An 18,041-nucleotide genomic window follows, 5' to 3' on the forward strand; every position below is an offset into this window, starting at 1 on the left:
CTCCCGATCCGGCTCAGCTCACCCCTCGATCCGCGAGAAATCCGCCACGGTATGCACGGCCGCCCGGACACGGGCGAGCAGCGCGAGGCGCACGGTCCGCTTGGCCGGATCGGCGTCGTTGACGGTCACGTCGTCGAAGAAGTGGTCGATCGGCGCGCGAAGCGAGGCGAGCGCGGCCATCGCAGCCTCGAAATCCTCGGCCTTCACTGCTTGCGCAGCCTTGGGCTCGGCCGCGTCGAGCGCGGCGATCAGATCGGCCTCGGCGGGTTCCGGGGTGTAGGTCGGCGCGGTCCAGGCTTGGTCACCCTCGACGCCTTCCTTCTTCAGGATGTTCGCGGCGCGCTTGTAGCCTGCCAGCAGGTTGGTGCCGTCGTCGGTGGTGACGAAGGCTTGCAGCGCACGAACGCGGGCGAGCAGGCGGACGAGGTCGTCCTCGCCGCCGAGCGCGAACACGGCGTCGATCAGGTCGTGACGTACGCCTGCCTCACGTTGCTGGACCTTGAGGCGGTCGGCGAAGAACGAAAGAACTTCGGTTGATGTCATCTCCGAAGCGAGTACGAACTGCCTGGCACGCTCGTTGCTGACACCCGTTGCTCCCGCGATCAATCGATCAAAAACTTCATTCCAACGGAAATCTGTTTTGAGCGCACCAATGGAGTCCAAGACGGGCAACACCTGCTGAATAGGCGAGACCTGCTCTCGGAACGCTACGTTGCCAGCAGCCAGTTTGACTACGCCGAATAGCGGTGCTGCAAAACTCGATTTTTCAACTAAACGAATGACACCGAGCGCGGCCCGACGGAGCGCGAACGGATCTTTCGAACCCGTTGGCTTTTCCCCGATCATAAAGAATGCAGCAATCGTATCCAGCTTATCCGCCAGCGCTACGGCCACCGTCACCGGCGCTGTAGGAACGTCATCGCCCTGCCCGACCGGCTTGTAGTGATCGCGAACCGCCTCGGCCACGCGCGGGTCTTCGCCCTGTGCGGCGGCGTAATAGCCGCCCATCAGACCCTGCAATTCGGGGAACTCGCCGACCATGCCGGTGACGAGATCGGCCTTCGCCAGATACGCGGCGCGCTCCGCCAGATCGGCAAGCTCGCCCCCTCCGTTCACGAGTTTCAGGTCGGTCATGCCCCCGGCATGACCTGAACGATGCGGGGCATCGTTCACCTGAAACTGGGATGGGGGGGGGACCTCTCCACCAGCGACGTCGCTCGGGGCAAGGCCCTCCCCTAGCCCCTCCCGCCTGCGGGAGGGGGATTCGGTGACGATGCCCTCTTCCACCAGCCAGCGGGCGAGCTTGGCCACCCGCTCGACCTTGTCGGCGACCGTGCCGAGCTTTTCGTGGAAGACGATCTTTTCCAGCTTGGGCCGCAGATCGTCGAGCTTCGTCTTCAGGTCCGTCTCATAGAAGAAGCGCGCGTCGGACAGGCGGGCGGCGAGCACCTTGCCATTGCCCTCGACGATCTTCGCGCCGCCGTCGCTCGCCTCGATATTGGCGGTGCAGACGAAGGCGTTGGCCAGCTTCCCGTCCGCCGAGCGGCAGACGAAATATTTCTGGTTCACCCGCGCGGTGAGCTGGATGACCTCGGGCGGCACGTCGAGAAACGCTTCGTCGAAGCGTCCGAGCAGCGGCACCGGCCATTCGGTCAGTCCGGCATTCTCGGCAACCAGCCCTTCGTCCTCGACCAGCTCCAACCCGGCCTCGGCAGCCAGCGCGGAGGCGCGTTCGCGGATCATCGCTGCGCGCTCGTCCTGGTCGACCAGAACCTTGGCGGCGCGCAGTTGTTCGACATAGGTGTCGGCGCCGGTCAGCACGATTTCGGCGGGTGCGTGGAAGCGGTGGCCTCGCGTGACATTGCCGCTGGTGATCCCGGCGATCTCGAACGGCACCACCTCGGCTCCGAACAGCGCGACGATGGCGTGGAGCGGGCGGACCCAGCGCATCGACTCGGTCGAGGCGGATTCCGCGCCCCAGCGCATCGACTTGGGCCAGGGGAAGGCGCGGACGATCGCGGGGATCGCCTCGGCCAGAACCTCGGCGGTCGCGCGGCCGGGCTTCTCGGTAATCGCGAAGAGCACGCCGTCACGCTCGGTCAGTTGCTCGCGCGTCAGCCCGGTCTTGCGCAGGAAGCCCTCCAGCGCCTGCGGCGGGGCGGAGGCACGCGGCCCCTTCACTTCCTCGGACACCGCCTCGGTCGCGGCAGGCAGCCCGCGCGCGATCAGCGCCAGACGGCGGGGACCGGCATAGGTGACGATCTCACCCGCCGACAGACCGGCCTTCGCCATTTCAGCGGTGAACAGCTTGGCGAGGTTCTCGCGCGCGCCCGCCTGCATCCGGGCGGGGATTTCTTCGGAGCGGAGTTCGAGCAGAAAATCGGTCATCACGCGGCCCAGCCGTTCTTGTCCATCCAGGCGCCGCACGCGCCCTTCGCGAGGTCGCGGACGCGGCCCATATAGGCCTGGCGCTCCGCCACCGAGATCACGCCGCGCGCCTGCAACAGGTTGAAGGTGTGGCTGGCCTTGATCGCCTGTTCATAGGCGGGAATGGGAAGCTTGGCCTCCAGGCAGCGTTCGCACTCGGCCGCTGCCTTCTTGAAAGCGTCGAACAGCGTGTCGGTGTCGGCGACCTCGAAGTTCCAGGTCGACATCTGCTTCTCGTTTTCGAGAAACACGTCGCCGTAACTAACGCCCTGATCGTTGAACGCCAAGTCGTACACATTGTCGACGTCCTGGATATACATGGCCAGACGCTCCAACCCGTAGGTCAGCTCGCCCGCGACCGGCTTCATGTCGTAACCGCCCATCTGCTGGAAATAGGTGAACTGCGTCACCTCCATCCCGTCGCACCAGACTTCCCAGCCCAGCCCCCAGGCGCCCAGCGTCGGGCTTTCCCAGTCATCCTCGACGAAACGGATATCATGCTTGGTCATGTCGACGCCGATCGCCGCCAGGCTGCCCAGATACAGGTCCTGCAGGTCGGCGGGCGACGGCTTCAGGATCACCTGATACTGGTAATAATGCTGGAGCCGGTTGGGGTTCTCGCCATAGCGGCCATCGGTCGGGCGACGGCACGGCTGGACGAAGGCGGCGTTCCAGCTGTCCGGCCCCAGCGCGCGCAGCGTGGTCGCGGGGTGAAAGGTGCCCGCCCCCATCTCCATGTCATAGGGTTGCAGGATCACGCATCCCCGCTCGCTCCAATAGTCATGGAGGGTGAGGATCATGCGCTGGAAGGAAAGTGGGCCTTCCGGGGAGCCGTTTCGGGTCTGCATAATGGCGCAGGCTTTGGCGGATGCCCCTTTCGCGGTCAAGGCGAGCGGCTATGCCTCCAAGACCTTCCAGTCAGTGACGCATGATATTTTGTCAGGTCTTGTTGACAATGTCGCGACTCACTGTCACTTTGTCATGGTCACCTGACATTACGTCATGCATGGGTGACAAAGGGAGGTTGGCCATGCAAGAGGAGGTGGACATGAAAAATCGCCTCAAGGTGCTGCGCGCCGAACGCAACTGGAGCCAGGCGGAACTCGCCGGGCGGCTGGATGTGTCGCGCCAGGCCGTCAACGCCATCGAGACGGGGAAATACGACCCGTCGCTGCCGCTCGCCTTCCGCATCGGACGGCTGTTCGCCATGCCGATCGAGGAGATTTTCGATGATGAACATGACGGCGAGTGAGCGCGACGCCCGCTGGGGCGAAAGCCGCGAGGCCGCGCGGGCGTCCCGCCGTAAGCAGCGGCGAATCTTGTTGGTCGTCATGGCGATCCTGCTGATCGTCGGCCTGCCCTTTCTGGAGGGGTTCATCGACGGCTTCCTCCATCGTCCTCAAGCACCCATGCCCCATCCTTCGGCACAGCTTGCTGCGGTCATCATGCTGATCGTCGTCGGCGTCATGACGTGGCGCAACTGGCGCGAAACCGACGAGATGCAGCGGCGGCTGGCAATCGAGACCTGGGCCGTGATCGGGGTGACGAACTTCGTGCTTCATCCGCTGCTGACCATTATCGGCGCGCAGACGGATCGGGCCGATTTCGAGGACTATAGCTGGGGCGTGTCGGTCATGATCGGGCTGGCCTTCTACCTCATCCGGCGGGTGCGGTCATGAGCCGCCGCCTGACCCGCGCGGCCATCGGCAGCGGCATCGCGCTGTCGCTGCTCGGCTGGGGAGCCGGACGGGTGGGCGAGGTCACGCTCGACGCGATCCGCCCCGACATCCAAGCCGCCGCCGTCGCCGCCCATGGCGCGCGAATGCCGACATTCTCCGTCCATCTGTCCATCGAGGTGCGACCATGACCATCAATTCCTCGCGCATCGCCGGGGGGCCGAGCGAGCGCGCCAACCACCGGCTGCTGGCGATTTCCGGCGCTGTCGGCGGCATCGCCGGGCTTTCGACCGCACTGATCGTCCTGCAACAGCCCAAGGATGCGGTCGCACCTGCCGATCCCTGGTCCTCGCCGCTGCCGCTCTGGTTCGCTGTGCTGATGGCGCTGATCTGGGGCGTCGTGATACCCGTCATATCATGGCGCTGGCACCGGGTCGTCGACGAGCATGAGCGCCAGGCGTATCGCGACGGTGCCGTCGCCAGCTTCTATACGGTCGGCCTCGGCGTGCCCGTCTGGTGGTTCCTGTGGCGCGGCGGCGCGCTGCCCCCGGTCCAGATCGAATGGGTATATGGCGCGATGCTGGGCGTCGGCGGCATCGTCTGGCTGTGGCGCAAATACGCCTGATCGTCGCCGCCTTCTACCATCCGGCCCCTTCCTTTTCCGAAAGTCCGATCCCATGAAGACGATCATGAAAGCCGCCCTCACCTCGCTCGCGCTGATGCTGGCGCTTCCCGCCTGTGCGCAGGGCAAGCCCGCGCCGAACCCCAATGACGCCGATCCCGCTTTGTGGGTGGTCAAGGATGCCGATACCACCATCTATCTGTTCGGCACCATCCATGTGCTGAAGCCCGGCCTGTCCTGGTTCGACGAGGCGGTGAAGACCGCCTTCGACAAGTCCGATCAGCTGATGCTGGAAATGGTGCAGCCGGATCAGGCGACGATGCAGCAGATCGTGATGAAGAACGGCATCGTCACCACCGGCCCGACCCTGACCGAGCAGCTGCCCGCCGACAAGCGCGGCGCCTATCTGAAGGCGCTGACCGATGCGGGCCTGCCGCCCCAGGCGTTCGACCGGATGAAGCCGTGGCTGGCGGGCGTCACCCTGTCGCTCGCGCCGATCCAGAAGCTGGGCTATGATCCCAAGAACGGGCCGGAGACCGTGCTGGCCGACGCCGCCAAGGCCCAGAACAAGCCCGTAGCCGGGCTGGAAACTGCCGAGCAGCAGATCGGCTTTTTCAACGGCCTGTCGCAAAAGGCACAGATCGAGTTCCTGACCTCGACGGTCGACGACCTGCCCAAGGCGGGCGAGGAAATGGCCGAGATGGTCGACGAATGGGCCAAGGGCGATCCCGACGCGCTGGCCCGCACGATGAATGAAAGCCTGAAGGACTCGCCCGAGGTCGCCAAAACCCTGCTGACCGACCGCAACGCCCGCTGGGCGACGTGGATCAAGCAGCGCATGACCAAGCCCGGCACCGTCTTCATCGCGGTCGGCGCGGGCCATCTGGCAGGTAACGACAGCGTCCAGGCGCAACTCGCCAAGCAGGGGATCAAGGCGCAGCGTATCGCCTATTGATGCCCTCCCCCGCGCCGCTTTCCGTCGGGGAAGCGGCGCGGACGGCCCCTATTCCTCCGCCGTCAGATCGTCGTCGGAGGGCTCATAGCCGAGTATGTCGCCCGGCTCGCATTCCAGATAGCGGCAGATGGCGGCCAGCGTCGAGAAGCGCACGCCCTTCACCTTGCCCGACTTCAGCAGCGACAGGTTCGATTCGGTGATCCCGATCGCGCGGGCCAGTTCGTTCGACTTCACCTTGCGACGCACCAGCATCAGATCGAGATTGACGGTCACGGGCATCAGACGATCTCGGCCAGGTCGCCCCGCGCGCGCAACCCCGCCGCCAGTGCCCAGATCGCGGCCCAGGCCGCACAGGCGAACAGCAGGTTGTTGATCGTTTCGGTAAATTCGATCGAATAGGAAAACGTCTCGATATCCGTCACCGCCCTTACATAGACCGCGTCGCGCAGCACTTGTGCCGCGGGCTCGGCGACCGCCATGGCGACCCCGGCGACGGTTGCCCATTGCAACCACCGTATCCCGCTCCAGTCGCGACGTTCCTCGCGGCTGCTGAACCGCCACAGCGCCATGCCGACCGAGAAGAACAATATCGCGAAGGGCAAGGCGTCAAGCATCTGGATACCGAACAGCCGCCACCACCAAAAGGGTTCCGTCATGGCGGCGGTCATGCGCTCTTCGCCTTTGGGGGCATTGGCGACGGCGTGCCGGACCTCTGCCGACAATTGATCGAGCGGCTGAGGTTTCGGACGGCAGCCATCGTCACAGTCGATATTGAAGGTCAGCCATTGCGGCGCCACCCACATGGCGGGGATCGTCATGGCCCCTAGCCCGGCCAGAAGGAAACACAGCGCCGCAAAGCACCGCACCACCCGTGCCCGCCCCCGGCTCATAAAATATCTGCCCGACATCGTATTCTTTCTGTTTTACAGAAATTCATAATCATCATACATCAATCGAGATAGGGAATCGATGGGGAGCCCTATGACCGATCGAAGGACGTTTTCGATGCGCATCCTGTTCGCCGCCGCACTGCTGACCTGCCTGCCCGCCGTTGCCTTCGCGCAGGAAAAGCCCGCCTTTGCGGGGCTTTATGCGGGGCCGGAGGCCGGAGTCGTAATCCATGGCTTCACACTGGGCAGGGGCGATAATGACATCTCCTACCGTACGACCGGGCTGGCGGGCGGCGGATTTGCCGGGTGGATGGTGCCCGCCGGAAACCACCTGCGGCTTGGCGGGGAAGTCGCGGTCCATGGCGGCGGCGGGACCGCACGCAGCCAGCAGGTGTTCGCCTATGCCGAGCAAAAGGCGACATGGGGCTATAGCCTGACCGCCCGCGCGGGCTATGTCCTGGGCCGCGACACCATGATCTCCGCCGAGGCGGGCTATGGGGGCTATCGCTTCGACACGCGGCTCTCGTCGAACGTCCTTTCGGACGGCTCGCTCGACGAAACCAATGGACTGGTCGCAGGCCTGGGCATCGAGCAGCGGCTGAACCGCAACCTGTCGCTCCGCGTGCGGGGACAGGCGAGCGGGTCGCATGGCCGCGTCATGGTCGGCCTGCCGATCCGGTTCTGAGCGCAGGCGGGGGTGGCGCCGTCCGCCCCCACCCTGCAATCTTATTTCGATGCGACGTCGTACCGCGTCAAATCCTGCCGCTCGACGGAAACTTGTCCCATCGCCTGTCTGATAAAAGATCCAGTCGGCACGATCAGCCTGGCCCGCCGGGTCAGCCGCTCCAGCCGATAGAGGCCGGGTCGACCGTCTGTCAGCGCGATGGGCAGGTAGCGACGGCTCGCAATCTGCGCGACATAGGGTGCCGCCCATTTGCGATCACCCTTGCCGCGCAGGATTTCGACATCGGTCACGCGGCCGTCGGGCCGAACCATATAGCTGACATCGACCCACTGAATAGGCTCGCCACCGCCAGCCCCCGATCGGATCACCGGCTGATCGGCCATGCGCTGCGTCTCGTCCGGCACGTTTCGATCGATGTCTTCAAGCGGAGCCTCCTGCGCCACGATCGGCGGCTGTGCCCCATCGGTCTGCAATGCGGCCACCACACGATCCACCTCGCCGTCATGGCCGGATGCCTTGGCGATCCGGGCTGCCAGAATGGCACGGATCGGCGCAACGATGCTGTCCTGGCTTACGGAAGCGTCGGAAATCTCCGACAAGGCCCGGCGAGCCCCGGCGACATCGTCCCGCGCCAGCATCACCGACACCCGCCGCAAGCCAGCCAGCGACGCGAGACGGGTATCTCCCACCTCGACATATTGTCGTTGGGCATCAGTATAGACCGCCAGAGCCTGCCGCCATTTTCCCCGGTCCATCCAACTGTCCCCCAGGGTCAGGGGCAGCATTCGCCGCTGTAGGTCATTCTCGTCGACGTGCTCGCGCAGCAGGCTGGTCTGCGCGAGCACCGCGCTGCGATAGCCTTCCATGTCGCCGATATGCCGGTTGATCGTCGCGGTCGCCTCGTAAAGCGCTGAAATCTGGCGGGGATAGGCAGCCCGTTGGCCCTTTGTGCGCTCTATCCCCTGCCGGAGCGTCTCACGTGCCCCGCGATACTGCCCCTGACCGAATTGTGCCTCGGCAAGGGCCATGGTCAGCCTCACATCGTCGGGGACATTGCATCCTCGTTGCAAGCAATTCGCCAGCGCGCGGTCAGCCCGCTGACCGCATACTATGATGTCCGCCGTATCGACGACGGGCTGTGCCACCTGCAGTAGCAACGCCGCAGCCATCCAACCGAACATGGCATTCTCCCTTGCCTTGATCGCTCGCGATGCAGGATGCCTTTCGCCCGAAAACGATGCAAGCGCCCGATATTGCCTTTTGACCCCATCCCCGCTATGCGCCGCGGCTTCCGGTCATGGTCATCCCTGGAGGCGTGGTCGGAAGCCTATATCCATTTTGTTTCGGAGTAACTGGAATGAGCGACACCCTTACGCTCGCCGCCGAGACGCGCGATCAGGTTGGCAAGGGAGCCTCCCGTTCGCTGCGTCGTGAAGGCCGCGTCCCCGCCGTGATCTATGGCCAGAACAAGGCCGCCGCGTCGATCCATCTCGAAGAGAAGGCCCTCGTCAAGGCGCTGATGACCGGTCATTTCTTCACCTCGGTCATCATGGTGGACGGCCAGCGCACGCTGGCGAAGGACGTCGCGTTCCATCCGGTCACCGACCGCCCGCTGCACGTCGACTTCCTGCGCATCGGCGAGCATGAGACCGTCACGGTCGCCGTGCCCGTCGTGTTCACCGACGAAGACGAGAGCGGCATCAAGCAGGGCGGCGTCCTGAACGTCACCCGCCACGAGATCGAGCTGATCGTCGACGCCGCCAACATCCCGACCGAAATCAGCATCTCGCTGAAGGGTCGTGCGGTGGGCGATTCGATCCACATCTCGGACGTGAAGCTGCCCAAGGGTGCCGAGCCCGCCATCGACGACCGCGACTTCGCGATCGCCACCATCGTCCCGCCGACGGTCCCGACCGCCGCGGACGAAGCGGCCGACGCCGAGGCGGCTGCCGAAGGTTCGGAAGAGGCCTGATCCGGCCTCGCTTTCCCCTCAGGGTCAGCGAACGAAATCAGGGCAGGCGGCGGCAACGCCCCTGCCCTTTTTCATGCCCGTTTCAAATCCTCCCCAAGCCATGCTTGGGGAGGGCGACCATCCGAAGGATGGTGGAGGGGCACGACGACGGACCGGCCATGCCCCTCCACCACGCCCTGCGGGCGCGGTCCCCCTCCCCATCTGACGATGGGGAGGACTACAAGAATAGCAAAAGGGCCGCCGAACCCGAAGGTCCGACGGCCCCGCTCATCCCCGCTCGGGGACTCGTCGGAACGGAGGGGGTATTCCGATTTAGCCCTGACCCTGGCTCAGAAAGCCGGTCAGTTCGGTCTTGGACACCGTCTTGTCCTTGTCGGTGTCGGCCTGCGCAAAGGCGCTGCCGACCCACTTCTTGGTGGCGGGCGCGTCCGCCTTGGTCGACGGGTCGGTCTGCGACTTCAGCGCGACCATCCACTGGGCGAATTCGGCCTTGTTCAGCTTGCCGTCGCCGTCCTTGTCATAGGTCGGGAACTGGGTGTCGACGACCTGGGCGATCTGGCTGCCGGTTGCCTGGACCTGGCCTTGGGCAGGAGCCGCCGGTTCAGCCGCAGGCTGCGCAGTTTGCGTCGGGTCCGCCGTTGTTGCGGCCGCCTCTTGCGGCGCGGTCGAAGTGGTCTGGGCCGGCGCAGGCGTGACCTGCGCCAGAACGGGGGCAGACGCCATCATCGCGGCGCCAAGAAAAGCATATTTCATCATCTCGTCTCTCCCTTACGTTGGTCGATCGATGACTGCGAAGATCAGGAACGCATCTTCATCATTAGTGATACGGTCCTAAACTCCATTATGCCAGATGGGGATCCGTCCTTGGGATTTGAAGGCTCGGCTCGTCCCTGCTAACGGCACGGTACGCCGTGATTCCGAAAGGGACTGCACGGTGAGCCGTGCCGTTTCCACGACCTGAAGGTGTCCCGATGATTCCGCGCTATTCCCGTGCCCCCATGACCCGGATCTGGGATCCCCAGACCCGTTTCCGCATCTGGTTCGAGATCGAGGCCCATGCCACCGATGCGCTCGCCGAACTGGGCGTGGTTCCGAAGGAAGCCGCTGCGCGTATCTGGGAAGCCGACAAGGCAGCGGGCGATTTCGACATCGACCGCATCGATTCGATCGAGGCGGAGACGAAGCACGACGTCATCGCCTTCCTGACCCATGTCGCCGAGCGGACCGGGCCGGAAGCGCGCTTCCTGCACCAGGGAATGACCTCGTCCGACGTGCTCGACACCTGCCTGGCCGTGCAGCTGGCGCGCGCCTCGGACATCCTGATCGAGGACCTCGACGCACTGCTCGCGGTCATCAAGCGCCGCGCGTACGAGCACAAGCTGACCCCGACCATCGGGCGCAGCCATGGCATCCATGCCGAGCCGGTCACCTTCGGCCTGAAGCTGGCCCAGGCCTATGCCGAGTTCGACCGCAACCGCGCCCGCCTGGTCGCGGCGCGCGCCGACATCGCCACCTGCGCCATCTCGGGCGCGGTCGGCACCTTCGCCAATATCGACCCCAGCGTGGAGGCCCATGTCGCCGAGAAGATGGGTCTGACCGTCGAGCCCGTCTCGACCCAGGTCATCCCGCGCGATCGCCATGCGATGTTCTTCGCCACGCTGGGCGTGATCGCCAGCTCGATCGAGCGGCTGGCGACCGAGGTCCGTCATTTGCAGCGCACCGAAGTGCTGGAAGCGGAGGAATATTTCTCGCCGGGCCAGAAGGGTTCGTCGGCGATGCCGCACAAGCGCAACCCGGTGCTGACCGAGAATCTCACGGGCCTCGCCCGCATGGTGCGCGGCTATGTCACCCCGGCGCTGGAGAATGTCGCTTTGTGGCATGAGCGCGACATCAGCCACTCCTCGGTCGAGCGCTATATCGGCCCCGACGCGACCATCACCCTGGACTTCGCGCTCGCCCGCCTCACGGGCGTGATCGACAAGCTGGTCGTCTATCCGGCGCGGATGGAGAAGAACCTCAACAAGATGGGCGGCCTCGTCCATTCGCAGCGAGTGCTGCTGGCCCTGACCCAGGCGGGCGTGAGCCGCGAGGACAGCTATCGCCTCGTCCAGCGCAACGCGATGAAGGTGTGGGAATCGGACGGCGAATTGTCGCTGATGGAGCTGCTCAAGGCCGATGCGGATGTGACGGCGGCGCTGTCGGTCGAAGAGATCGAGGCACGGTTCGACCTCGATTATCATTACAAGAATGTCGATACGATCTTCGCGCGGGTGTTCGGCGAAGCGTGATGATGGGGGGAGTCCCATTGGCGTGGTGACGCGCTGAACCGGACTCCCCTCCCCCAACCCCTCCCGCCTGCGGGAGGGGAGTTTATTGGGGGGAAACGTTTGCCCATAGCCTCTCCCCTCCCGCAGGCGAGTTTCAGGTCGGTCATGCCCCCGGCATGACCTAAACGATGCGGGGCATCGTTTACCTGAAACTGGGCTGGCGAAGGGAACGCCGGTCGTTATTCGAGCGACCGGCCTGTGGGCCTCAAATCACCCCACCCAACCGGCCAGCCAGTCCGCCACCGCCTGCGGCGTCATCGCCCGCGCATCGGCCAGCGCCGTCTCTCGCCCCGCATTGACCAGCCTGTTGGTCCTGGGATCGACGATCAACACGGCGGGCACGCCCGCCAGCCGCCCCTTGATGCCGTAAGCCGCCGGAATATCCATATTCTGGTCGAACCGGCCGACATCGACCGTCACCACCTCGAAATGCTTCGCAACGAAGCTCCGCATCTGCGGCGTCTCCATCACCCCGGCCAGCAACCGGCAGTCGAGACACCAGTTGCCGCCCAGATCGATCAACACCCGCTTATGCGCCTTCGCCGCCCGCACCCGCGCCGCCGCGATCTCCGCCTTGGCGTCACCGGCATGATAGGGCAGCGGCAGCGGTTTGCGCAGGTCCTCGAAACTGGAAACCCCGACACGCGGAGCCGATACCGGCGAGGCGGCGGGGAGCAGCACGCACGCAGCGAGCAGGGGCAAGGCGGCTTTCCACGGCGACATGACAATCTCCCTCATTCGATGCGCCATTGGAGCGCGCCCGTCGCCGCAATGCAATATGGCTTTGCTTGAGAGCGGTGCCGCGTCGGCTATACCCCCTGCTCCGGGATCAAGGTCGAGACATTGCGTGCCGTCAACACCCAGCGATAAAAGGCATCGACAAGATACAGTCGCAACGTCGTCGGCTCGATGCTGAGCTTCTTCACCCCCTCAAGGCATTCGGTCGAATTGACGAGCATCGCCTGTTCCAGCCCGCGCTCCAGATCGCTGCCCTGCTGAGACCGAACCAGCCGGGTGGCAAGGACCGGCTGGGTCTGAACCAGGCAGGCGGCCACGATATAGCCTGACATTTCGGGGTTCTGACGATACCGATTATGCTCGGTTTCCACCTTCCGAAACCGCGCCCGCACCTTCGGGTCGAAGGTTTGGGCCGCATCCAATGACGCGTCGGGCGCAAACTGCCGCAGCGTCCGTTCGAGAAGGATTCCGCGATGGAGAAAGCTGCCCCCCATCTCCGCCGGGTTCCACGCCGGACGATCCCCCGGCGGGGGATAGCAGCCCCAGTGGGTCTGGATGACCATACCCTGGGCATATCGGGTGCTGGCGAAGTCAGGTGGCCCTTCCACCGCCTTGCGCAGCCAATCACGGCTGGCCTTGGCAAAGGCGCAGCCTAGGAACGTGTCTGCGCGCTCATAGGCGATGTTGATCTGCGTATTGTCGACGGGTGCCCAGCGGACATTGACGGGCAATTTGTCACGTGGAAGACTAAGCGCCTTGACGATGATCTCGTCGGAGGAACCGCCGTCAGGCAAAGCGTTCTGTTCGACATTGCGCAACTTTTCGCCCTGTGCCGACACAGGGTCAGCAAGGATCACACCCAGGGCGAACAAACATCCGGATAGCCGACACATCGCGAAGCCTTCTCCCAAAAGTCGCGATACGATCATGACTCCGATGATGGCCGCACGTCAACAAAGCCAGAGGAAACACCTCCTCCGGCCTATAGTGTTGAATATCAATGGAAGAAGCCGAAATTCCGGTTATTCCCCCGCGAAGACACTCTTCAACTTGGCGAAAAAGCCTTGGCTTTCGGGGCATTCGTCGCCCGTCTCGGTCTCGCGGAAGAGTTCGAGCAGTTCGCGCTGGCGGGTCGACAGCCTGGTCGGCGTCTCGACCTCGATCTGGATGACCAGGTCGCCGGTGCCGCGCCCTTGCAGGACGGGCATCCCGGCGCCACGCTGGCGAAGTTGCTTGCCCGACTGGATGCCCGCCGGAATCTTGATCTCATGGCTACGGCCGTCGAGGCCGGGGATGGACAGCGAGCCGCCGAGCGCCGCCGTGGTGAAGCTGATCGGCGCACGCGCGAACAGGGTCGTGCCCTCGCGCTCGAACAGGGCGTGCCGCTTGACGTGAAGAAAGATGTAGAGGTCGCCCGCCGGGGCACCGCGCGCGCCTGCCTCACCTTCGCCGGTCAGGCGGATACGGGTGCCTTCGTCGACGCCCGCCGGGATGTTGACGGCCAGCGTCTTGGTCTTTTCGACGCGGCCCTCCCCGCGACAATCGGGGCAAGGATCGGCGATGATCTGGCCCGCGCCCTGACAGACCGGGCAGGTCCGCTCGACCACGAAGAAGCCCTGCTGCGCGCGGACCTTGCCGTGGCCGCCGCACTGCTGACAGGTCTTGGCACTGGTCCCGGATTTGGCGCCCGTGCCGTCGCACGTGTCGCACGCTGCCGAGACATCGACGGTGATCTCGGTCTGCTTTCCGTGGAATGCCTCTTCCAGCGAGATTTCCATATCGTAGCGCAGGTCCGCGCCGCGACGCGGCTGTTGCCGCCCGCCGCCGCGTCCGCCGCCCATGAATTCGCCGAAGACGCTTTCGAAGATATCCGAAAAGGCACCGAAGTCCTGCGCGCTGTGACCGCCGCCGCCGCCCATGCCGCCCTGCTGGAACGCGGCATGGCCGTAGCGATCATAGGCCGCCCGCTTCTGGGGGTCCTTCAGGCAGTCATAGGCTTCGCTGATCGCCTTGAACTTGGCCTCGGAGTCCTTGCAGCCCGCATTGCGGTCCGGATGGTACTGCATGGCCAGCTTGCGATACCGCGACTTGATCGTCGCATCGTCCGCCGTGCGCTCGCATTCGAGCAGTTCATAATAGTCGATCGTCGTGCTCATGCCCGGTCTCGCCCCGTCCGCCCGTGCGCGCCTCGCTGGCCGACCGTGCCCTCAGGCCGGACGGAGCGACCGCCCAAGCGCTTCGCCACTTCATGCCCCGGAACGAATGGCCGGGGCGGTATTCGCAAATTCTGAACCGAAGGCCCGGCCCCACCCGAAGGGGGAGCCGGGCCGACCGTCTTACTTGGTGTCGTCGACTTCCGAGAATTCGGCGTCGACCACATCGTCCTGCTTGGCCTGGCCGGCATCAGCGGCGGGCGAAGCCTCGCCCTGCTGCTGCTTTTCGTAAATGGCCTGGCCCATCTTCATCGCGACCTGAGCGAGGGCCTGCGCCTTCTCGTTCATGGTGTCGGGGTTGCCACCCTCGACCGCCGTCTTGGTCTCGGCGATCGCCGCCTCGATTTCCGACTTCAGCGACGCGTCGATCTTGTCGCCATTGTCGGCCAGCTGGCGCTCGGTCGTGTGGATCAGCGACTCGGCGTTGTTCTTCGCCTCGGCCTCGGCACGACGCTTCTTGTCCTCTTCCGCGAACTTCTCCGCGTCACGGACCATCTGGTCGATGTCGTTGTCCGACAGACCGCCCGACGCCTGGATGCGGATCTGCTGCTCCTTGCCGGTGCCCTTGTCCTTGGCCGAGACGTTGACGATGCCGTTGGCGTCGATGTCGAACGTGACCTCGATCTGCGGCACGCCGCGCGGCGCGGGCGGGATGCCGACCAGGTCGAACTGACCCAGCAGCTTGTTGTCCTGCGCCATCTCGCGCTCGCCCTGGAAGACCCGGATCGTCACCGCATTCTGGTTGTCGTCGGCGGTCGAATAGACCTGGCTCTTCTTGGTCGGGATCGTCGTGTTGCGGTCGATCATCTTGGTCATGATGCCGCCCAGCGTCTCGATGCCCAGCGACAGCGGGGTCACGTCGAGCAGCAGCACGTCCTTGACGTCGCCCTGCAGCACGCCCGCCTGGATCGCCGCGCCCATGGCGACGACTTCGTCGGGGTTCACGCCGGTGTGCGGGTCCTTGCCGAAGAAGTTCTTCACGACCTCACGGACGCGCGGCATGCGGGTCATGCCGCCCACCAGCACCACGTCGGCGATCTCGTCGGCCTTCATGCCCGCATCGGCCAGCGCCTTCTTGCAGGGCTCCAGCGTGCGCTGGATCAGGTCTTCGACCAGACGCTCCAGATCGGCGCGGGTGATCGTCTTCACCAGATGCTTCGGGCCGTTCTGGTCGGCGGTGATGAAGGGCAGGTTGACCTCGGTCGACTGGGCCGAAGACAGCTCGATCTTCGCCTTCTCGGCCGCTTCCTTCAGACGCTGCAACGCCAGCTTGTCCTTGGCGAGGTCGATGCCCTCGTCCTTCTGGAATCCCGACGCCAGGAACTCGACGATCTTGTTGTCGAAGTCTTCGCCGCCCAGGAAGGTGTCGCCGTTGGTCGCCTTCACCTCGAACACGCCATCGCCGATCTCGAGGATCGAGATGTCGAAGGTGCCGCCGCCCAGGTCATAGACCGCGATCGTCTTGCCGTCCTGCTTCTCCAGGCCGTAAGCCAGCGCGGCCGCGGTCGGCTCGTTGATGATGCGCAGCACTTCGAGGCCCGCGATCTGGCCGGCGTCCTTGGTCGCCTGGCGCTGCGCGTCGTTGAAGTACGCAGGCACGGTGATGACCGCCTGGGTCACCGTCTCGCCCAGATACGATTCGGCGGTTTCCTTCATCTTCTGGAGCGTGAAGGCCGAAATCTGCGACGGGCTGTAATCCTTGCCGCCCGCATTGACCCACGCGTCGCCGTTCGGGCCGCGCGCGATCGAATACGGGACCAGCTCGGTGTCCTTCTTCGTGACGGGATCGTCGAAGCGACGGCCGATCAGGCGCTTCACCGCGAAGATGGTGTTGTCGGGGTTGGTCACCGCCTGGCGCTTGGCAGGCTGGCCGATCAGGCGCTCGCCATCCTTGGCGAAGGCGACGATCGACGGCGTGGTGCGCGCGCCTTCCGCGTTTTCGATGACCTTGGGCTTGCCGCCCTCCATGACAGCGACGCAGCTGTTGGTGGTGCCGAGGTCGATGCCGATCACTTTTGCCATAAGTCTCTAAATGCCCCTCGAGAACATAGTCTGAAAGTCGGATGCCGGGGCCGTCCGGTCCCGAAAGCGGCAACCGAAAACCCCGTTCACGAAGGCGGATATAGGTGGGCGATCCGTTGCCGCAAGATTGGATGGAACCTAGGGTCGTCTCGGGATTTGCCGAAACGGAAAGGTTTGCCATGCGTCGCGCTGTTTTTCTGGGCCTCTGGGCTACTGCCGGAGCGATGGCGGTGGGGGCGCTGGGTGGCTGTTCCGCCAAGCCCGAACTTTCGACCGAAGAGGGCTGGGTCCGCCTGGCCGCCGTGCCGGGGCGTCCGGCGGCGGCCTATTTCATCGTGCATGGCGGCCCCAAGCCGCTCGACCTGATCGGGGTGAGCAGCGACGTCGCGATCACCAGCGAGATGCATGAGGGCGGCATGGCGATGAAGAAGGTCGATTCCGTGCCCATCCCGGCCGGGGCCACCGTCGCCTTCGAGCCGGGCGGGCGGCATGTGATGCTGTACGACATGAACCAGGGGGTGAAGCCGGGACGCATCCTGTCGCTGCTCCTGACCTTTTCGGACGGCACCCGCCTGCGCCAAGGCGCGCGGGTGATCGCGGCGGGCGATCCGGCTCCGGGGAAATAAGCTCTCGGACCACGGGAAAAACTCGCCGACGCGCAAGGACGGCTATTTCGGCCATATAGGCGGGGTCCGTATCGTCGCCAGGCCGCTGACCAACACCCAGTGGCTGACCGCGCGCCGGAGCTGAAGAATGGGGGCGGGCCGTGCGGGCGGCCTGCCCCTTTCCTACCCTCTCGATGCGCCCCATCTGGGCGTCATGACCAAGCGCCTCCTCACCCCCGCGGAAGAAACGCTGGCCCGGTCCGTCTTCGGCGACGCGATCGACTATGCCCGGGTTCACCTGTCGCCGACCAAATGGGCGTTTTTCCAGCCACGCGACACGGTGATGGCGCCCACCGGCTGCATCCATTTCCATCCCAGGGGCGATCTGTGGCGCGAGGATTTCGGCGCTTGCCCGCTGCATGAGCAAGGGCTGTTCATCCATGAGATGGTGCATATCTGGCAGCACCAGCAGGGCCTGTTCCTGCCGCTGAAACGCCATCCCTTTTGCCGCTACACCTATTGCCTGAAGCCGGGGCAGCGTTTCGATCGCTATGGGATCGAGCAGCAGGCGGAGATCGTCCGCCATGCCTTTCTGCTGAAGCGCGGGGCGGTGGTGGCGGGGGCGCCGCCGCTGGCGCAGTATCGGACACTGGTGCCGTTTCAGGGGATGGACTGACGCGTTGCCGCCTGGGGCGAATGCCCTCCCCCATCCCCTCCCGCCTGCGGGAGGGGTGTGCCTGCCGCACCCGCAGGCGCCGCCTTATCGTTGGTCCCTAAGGCCGCCGAGCATCGCACCCCTTCCGCAGGCGGGAGGGGATGGGGGAGGGAAAATCCCGCACCCGGACGAACCACACCGCCCGCCCATATCCGGGAAAAGCCCGGATTGTTCGATCATGGTTAATTTCGTCA

21 protein-coding genes are annotated in these 18,041 nt (G+C 64.9%); 11 read left to right on the plus strand and 10 right to left on the minus strand.

The features are described from left to right. Nucleotides 1-18: 18 nt before the first annotated feature. On the minus strand, nucleotides 19-2,388 hold the full coding sequence (gene glyS, locus BSZ14_RS02925; RefSeq protein ID WP_076709756.1) for a glycine--tRNA ligase subunit beta: 2,370 nt from the start codon (nucleotides 2,386-2,388) through the stop codon (nucleotides 19-21). Then, nucleotides 2,388-3,275 (minus strand): glycine--tRNA ligase subunit alpha, encoded by an 888-nt coding sequence (locus tag BSZ14_RS02930; protein WP_198930438.1) that lies wholly within the window; start codon nucleotides 3,273-3,275, stop codon nucleotides 2,388-2,390. The genes glyS and BSZ14_RS02930 overlap by 1 nt, the downstream gene beginning before the upstream one ends. Here BSZ14_RS02930 and BSZ14_RS02935 point away from each other — a divergent pair. From BSZ14_RS02935 to BSZ14_RS02960, 6 genes are read left to right on the plus strand one after another with little or no spacing between them, the layout of a single operon-like run. Next, nucleotides 3,226-3,420 carry a hypothetical protein gene (locus BSZ14_RS02935; protein ID WP_076709721.1) on the plus strand — a complete coding sequence of 65 codons (195 nt, stop codon included), beginning with the start codon at nucleotides 3,226-3,228 and terminating at the stop codon, nucleotides 3,418-3,420. The genes BSZ14_RS02930 and BSZ14_RS02935 overlap by 50 nt on opposite strands. Before the next feature lie 55 nt (nucleotides 3,421-3,475). Continuing rightward, the gene (locus tag BSZ14_RS02940) at nucleotides 3,476-3,679 is read left to right on the plus strand and encodes a helix-turn-helix transcriptional regulator (RefSeq protein ID WP_076709757.1); all 204 of its coding nucleotides are present in this window, start codon (nucleotides 3,476-3,478) and stop codon (nucleotides 3,677-3,679) included. Further along, nucleotides 3,657-4,106 carry a hypothetical protein gene (locus tag BSZ14_RS02945; protein ID WP_139330268.1) on the plus strand — a complete coding sequence of 150 codons (450 nt, stop codon included), beginning with the start codon at nucleotides 3,657-3,659 and terminating at the stop codon, nucleotides 4,104-4,106. Before BSZ14_RS02940 ends, BSZ14_RS02945 begins: the two co-directional genes overlap by 23 nt. Beyond that, nucleotides 4,103-4,294 carry a hypothetical protein gene (locus tag BSZ14_RS02950; protein ID WP_076709723.1) on the plus strand — a complete coding sequence of 64 codons (192 nt, stop codon included), beginning with the start codon at nucleotides 4,103-4,105 and terminating at the stop codon, nucleotides 4,292-4,294. Before BSZ14_RS02945 ends, BSZ14_RS02950 begins: the two co-directional genes overlap by 4 nt. Further along, the gene (locus BSZ14_RS02955) at nucleotides 4,291-4,728 is read left to right on the plus strand and encodes a hypothetical protein (RefSeq protein WP_076709724.1); all 438 of its coding nucleotides are present in this window, start codon (nucleotides 4,291-4,293) and stop codon (nucleotides 4,726-4,728) included. The genes BSZ14_RS02950 and BSZ14_RS02955 overlap by 4 nt, the downstream gene beginning before the upstream one ends. Before the next feature lie 52 nt (nucleotides 4,729-4,780). Continuing rightward, nucleotides 4,781-5,680, plus strand: a complete 900-nt coding sequence (locus tag BSZ14_RS02960; RefSeq protein WP_083748059.1) for a TraB/GumN family protein — start codon at nucleotides 4,781-4,783, stop codon at nucleotides 5,678-5,680. A 48-nt stretch (nucleotides 5,681-5,728) separates the two neighbouring features. On the opposite strand, the gene BSZ14_RS02965 is transcribed toward BSZ14_RS02960, so the two are convergent. Beyond that, a complete protein-coding gene (locus BSZ14_RS02965; RefSeq protein ID WP_076709725.1) occupies nucleotides 5,729-5,959 on the minus strand; it encodes a helix-turn-helix domain-containing protein in 231 nt (76 codons plus the stop codon). Beyond that, nucleotides 5,959-6,498: a hypothetical protein gene (locus tag BSZ14_RS02970; RefSeq protein WP_076709726.1), complete on the minus strand. Its 540-nt coding sequence runs from the start codon at nucleotides 6,496-6,498 to the stop codon at nucleotides 5,959-5,961. Before BSZ14_RS02970 ends, BSZ14_RS02965 begins: the two co-directional genes overlap by 1 nt. A 187-nt stretch (nucleotides 6,499-6,685) precedes the next feature. Here BSZ14_RS02970 and BSZ14_RS02975 point away from each other — a divergent pair, with 187 nt between their 5' ends. Then, on the plus strand, nucleotides 6,686-7,255 hold the full coding sequence (locus BSZ14_RS02975; protein ID WP_158069158.1) for an outer membrane protein: 570 nt from the start codon (nucleotides 6,686-6,688) through the stop codon (nucleotides 7,253-7,255). Nucleotides 7,256-7,296: 41 nt separating this feature from the next. Here the strand turns inward: BSZ14_RS02975 and BSZ14_RS02980 are convergent, their stop codons facing one another. Further along, nucleotides 7,297-8,436 (minus strand): hypothetical protein, encoded by a 1,140-nt coding sequence (locus BSZ14_RS02980; RefSeq protein ID WP_076709728.1) that lies wholly within the window; start codon nucleotides 8,434-8,436, stop codon nucleotides 7,297-7,299. Between the two features lie 176 nt (nucleotides 8,437-8,612). Here BSZ14_RS02980 and BSZ14_RS02985 point away from each other — a divergent pair, with 176 nt between their 5' ends. Beyond that, a complete protein-coding gene (locus BSZ14_RS02985; protein ID WP_076709729.1) occupies nucleotides 8,613-9,227 on the plus strand; it encodes a 50S ribosomal protein L25/general stress protein Ctc in 615 nt (204 codons plus the stop codon). A gap of 312 nt (nucleotides 9,228-9,539) precedes the next feature. Here BSZ14_RS02985 and BSZ14_RS02990 read toward each other — a convergent pair whose 3' ends face one another. After that, nucleotides 9,540-9,983, minus strand: a complete 444-nt coding sequence (locus BSZ14_RS02990; RefSeq protein WP_042484634.1) for an EF-hand domain-containing protein — start codon at nucleotides 9,981-9,983, stop codon at nucleotides 9,540-9,542. Between the two features lie 215 nt (nucleotides 9,984-10,198). Between BSZ14_RS02990 and purB the strand changes: the two genes are divergently transcribed. Then, a complete protein-coding gene (gene purB / locus BSZ14_RS02995) occupies nucleotides 10,199-11,515 on the plus strand; it encodes an adenylosuccinate lyase (protein ID WP_042484630.1) in 1,317 nt (438 codons plus the stop codon). A gap of 249 nt (nucleotides 11,516-11,764) precedes the next feature. On the opposite strand, the gene BSZ14_RS03000 is transcribed toward purB, so the two are convergent. From BSZ14_RS03000 to dnaK, 4 genes are all read right to left on the minus strand, one after another. Beyond that, entirely contained in the window at nucleotides 11,765-12,277 is a 513-nt protein-coding gene (locus BSZ14_RS03000) for a thioredoxin family protein (RefSeq protein WP_076709730.1), read from the minus strand. A gap of 86 nt (nucleotides 12,278-12,363) precedes the next feature. Further along, nucleotides 12,364-13,221 (minus strand): hypothetical protein, encoded by an 858-nt coding sequence (locus BSZ14_RS03005; protein WP_139330272.1) that lies wholly within the window; start codon nucleotides 13,219-13,221, stop codon nucleotides 12,364-12,366. A gap of 93 nt (nucleotides 13,222-13,314) precedes the next feature. Beyond that, nucleotides 13,315-14,448 (minus strand): molecular chaperone DnaJ, encoded by a 1,134-nt coding sequence (gene dnaJ / locus BSZ14_RS03010; protein WP_076709732.1) that lies wholly within the window; start codon nucleotides 14,446-14,448, stop codon nucleotides 13,315-13,317. Between the two features lie 180 nt (nucleotides 14,449-14,628). Next, nucleotides 14,629-16,527: a molecular chaperone DnaK gene (dnaK, locus tag BSZ14_RS03015; RefSeq protein WP_076709733.1), complete on the minus strand. Its 1,899-nt coding sequence runs from the start codon at nucleotides 16,525-16,527 to the stop codon at nucleotides 14,629-14,631. Between the two features lie 179 nt (nucleotides 16,528-16,706). Between dnaK and BSZ14_RS03020 the strand changes: the two genes are divergently transcribed. Together BSZ14_RS03020 and BSZ14_RS03025 are read left to right on the plus strand one after the other, a co-directional pair. After that, a complete protein-coding gene (locus tag BSZ14_RS03020) occupies nucleotides 16,707-17,153 on the plus strand; it encodes a copper chaperone PCu(A)C (protein WP_076709734.1) in 447 nt (148 codons plus the stop codon). A 193-nt stretch (nucleotides 17,154-17,346) separates the two neighbouring features. Beyond that, nucleotides 17,347-17,808 carry a vgr related protein gene (locus tag BSZ14_RS03025; protein WP_076709735.1) on the plus strand — a complete coding sequence of 154 codons (462 nt, stop codon included), beginning with the start codon at nucleotides 17,347-17,349 and terminating at the stop codon, nucleotides 17,806-17,808. The last annotated feature ends 233 nt before the right edge of the window (nucleotides 17,809-18,041 follow it).

This window comes from Sphingomonas sp. Sph1(2015), assembly GCF_001970915.1.
Lineage (GTDB): Bacteria > Pseudomonadota > Alphaproteobacteria > Sphingomonadales > Sphingomonadaceae > Sphingomonas > Sphingomonas parapaucimobilis.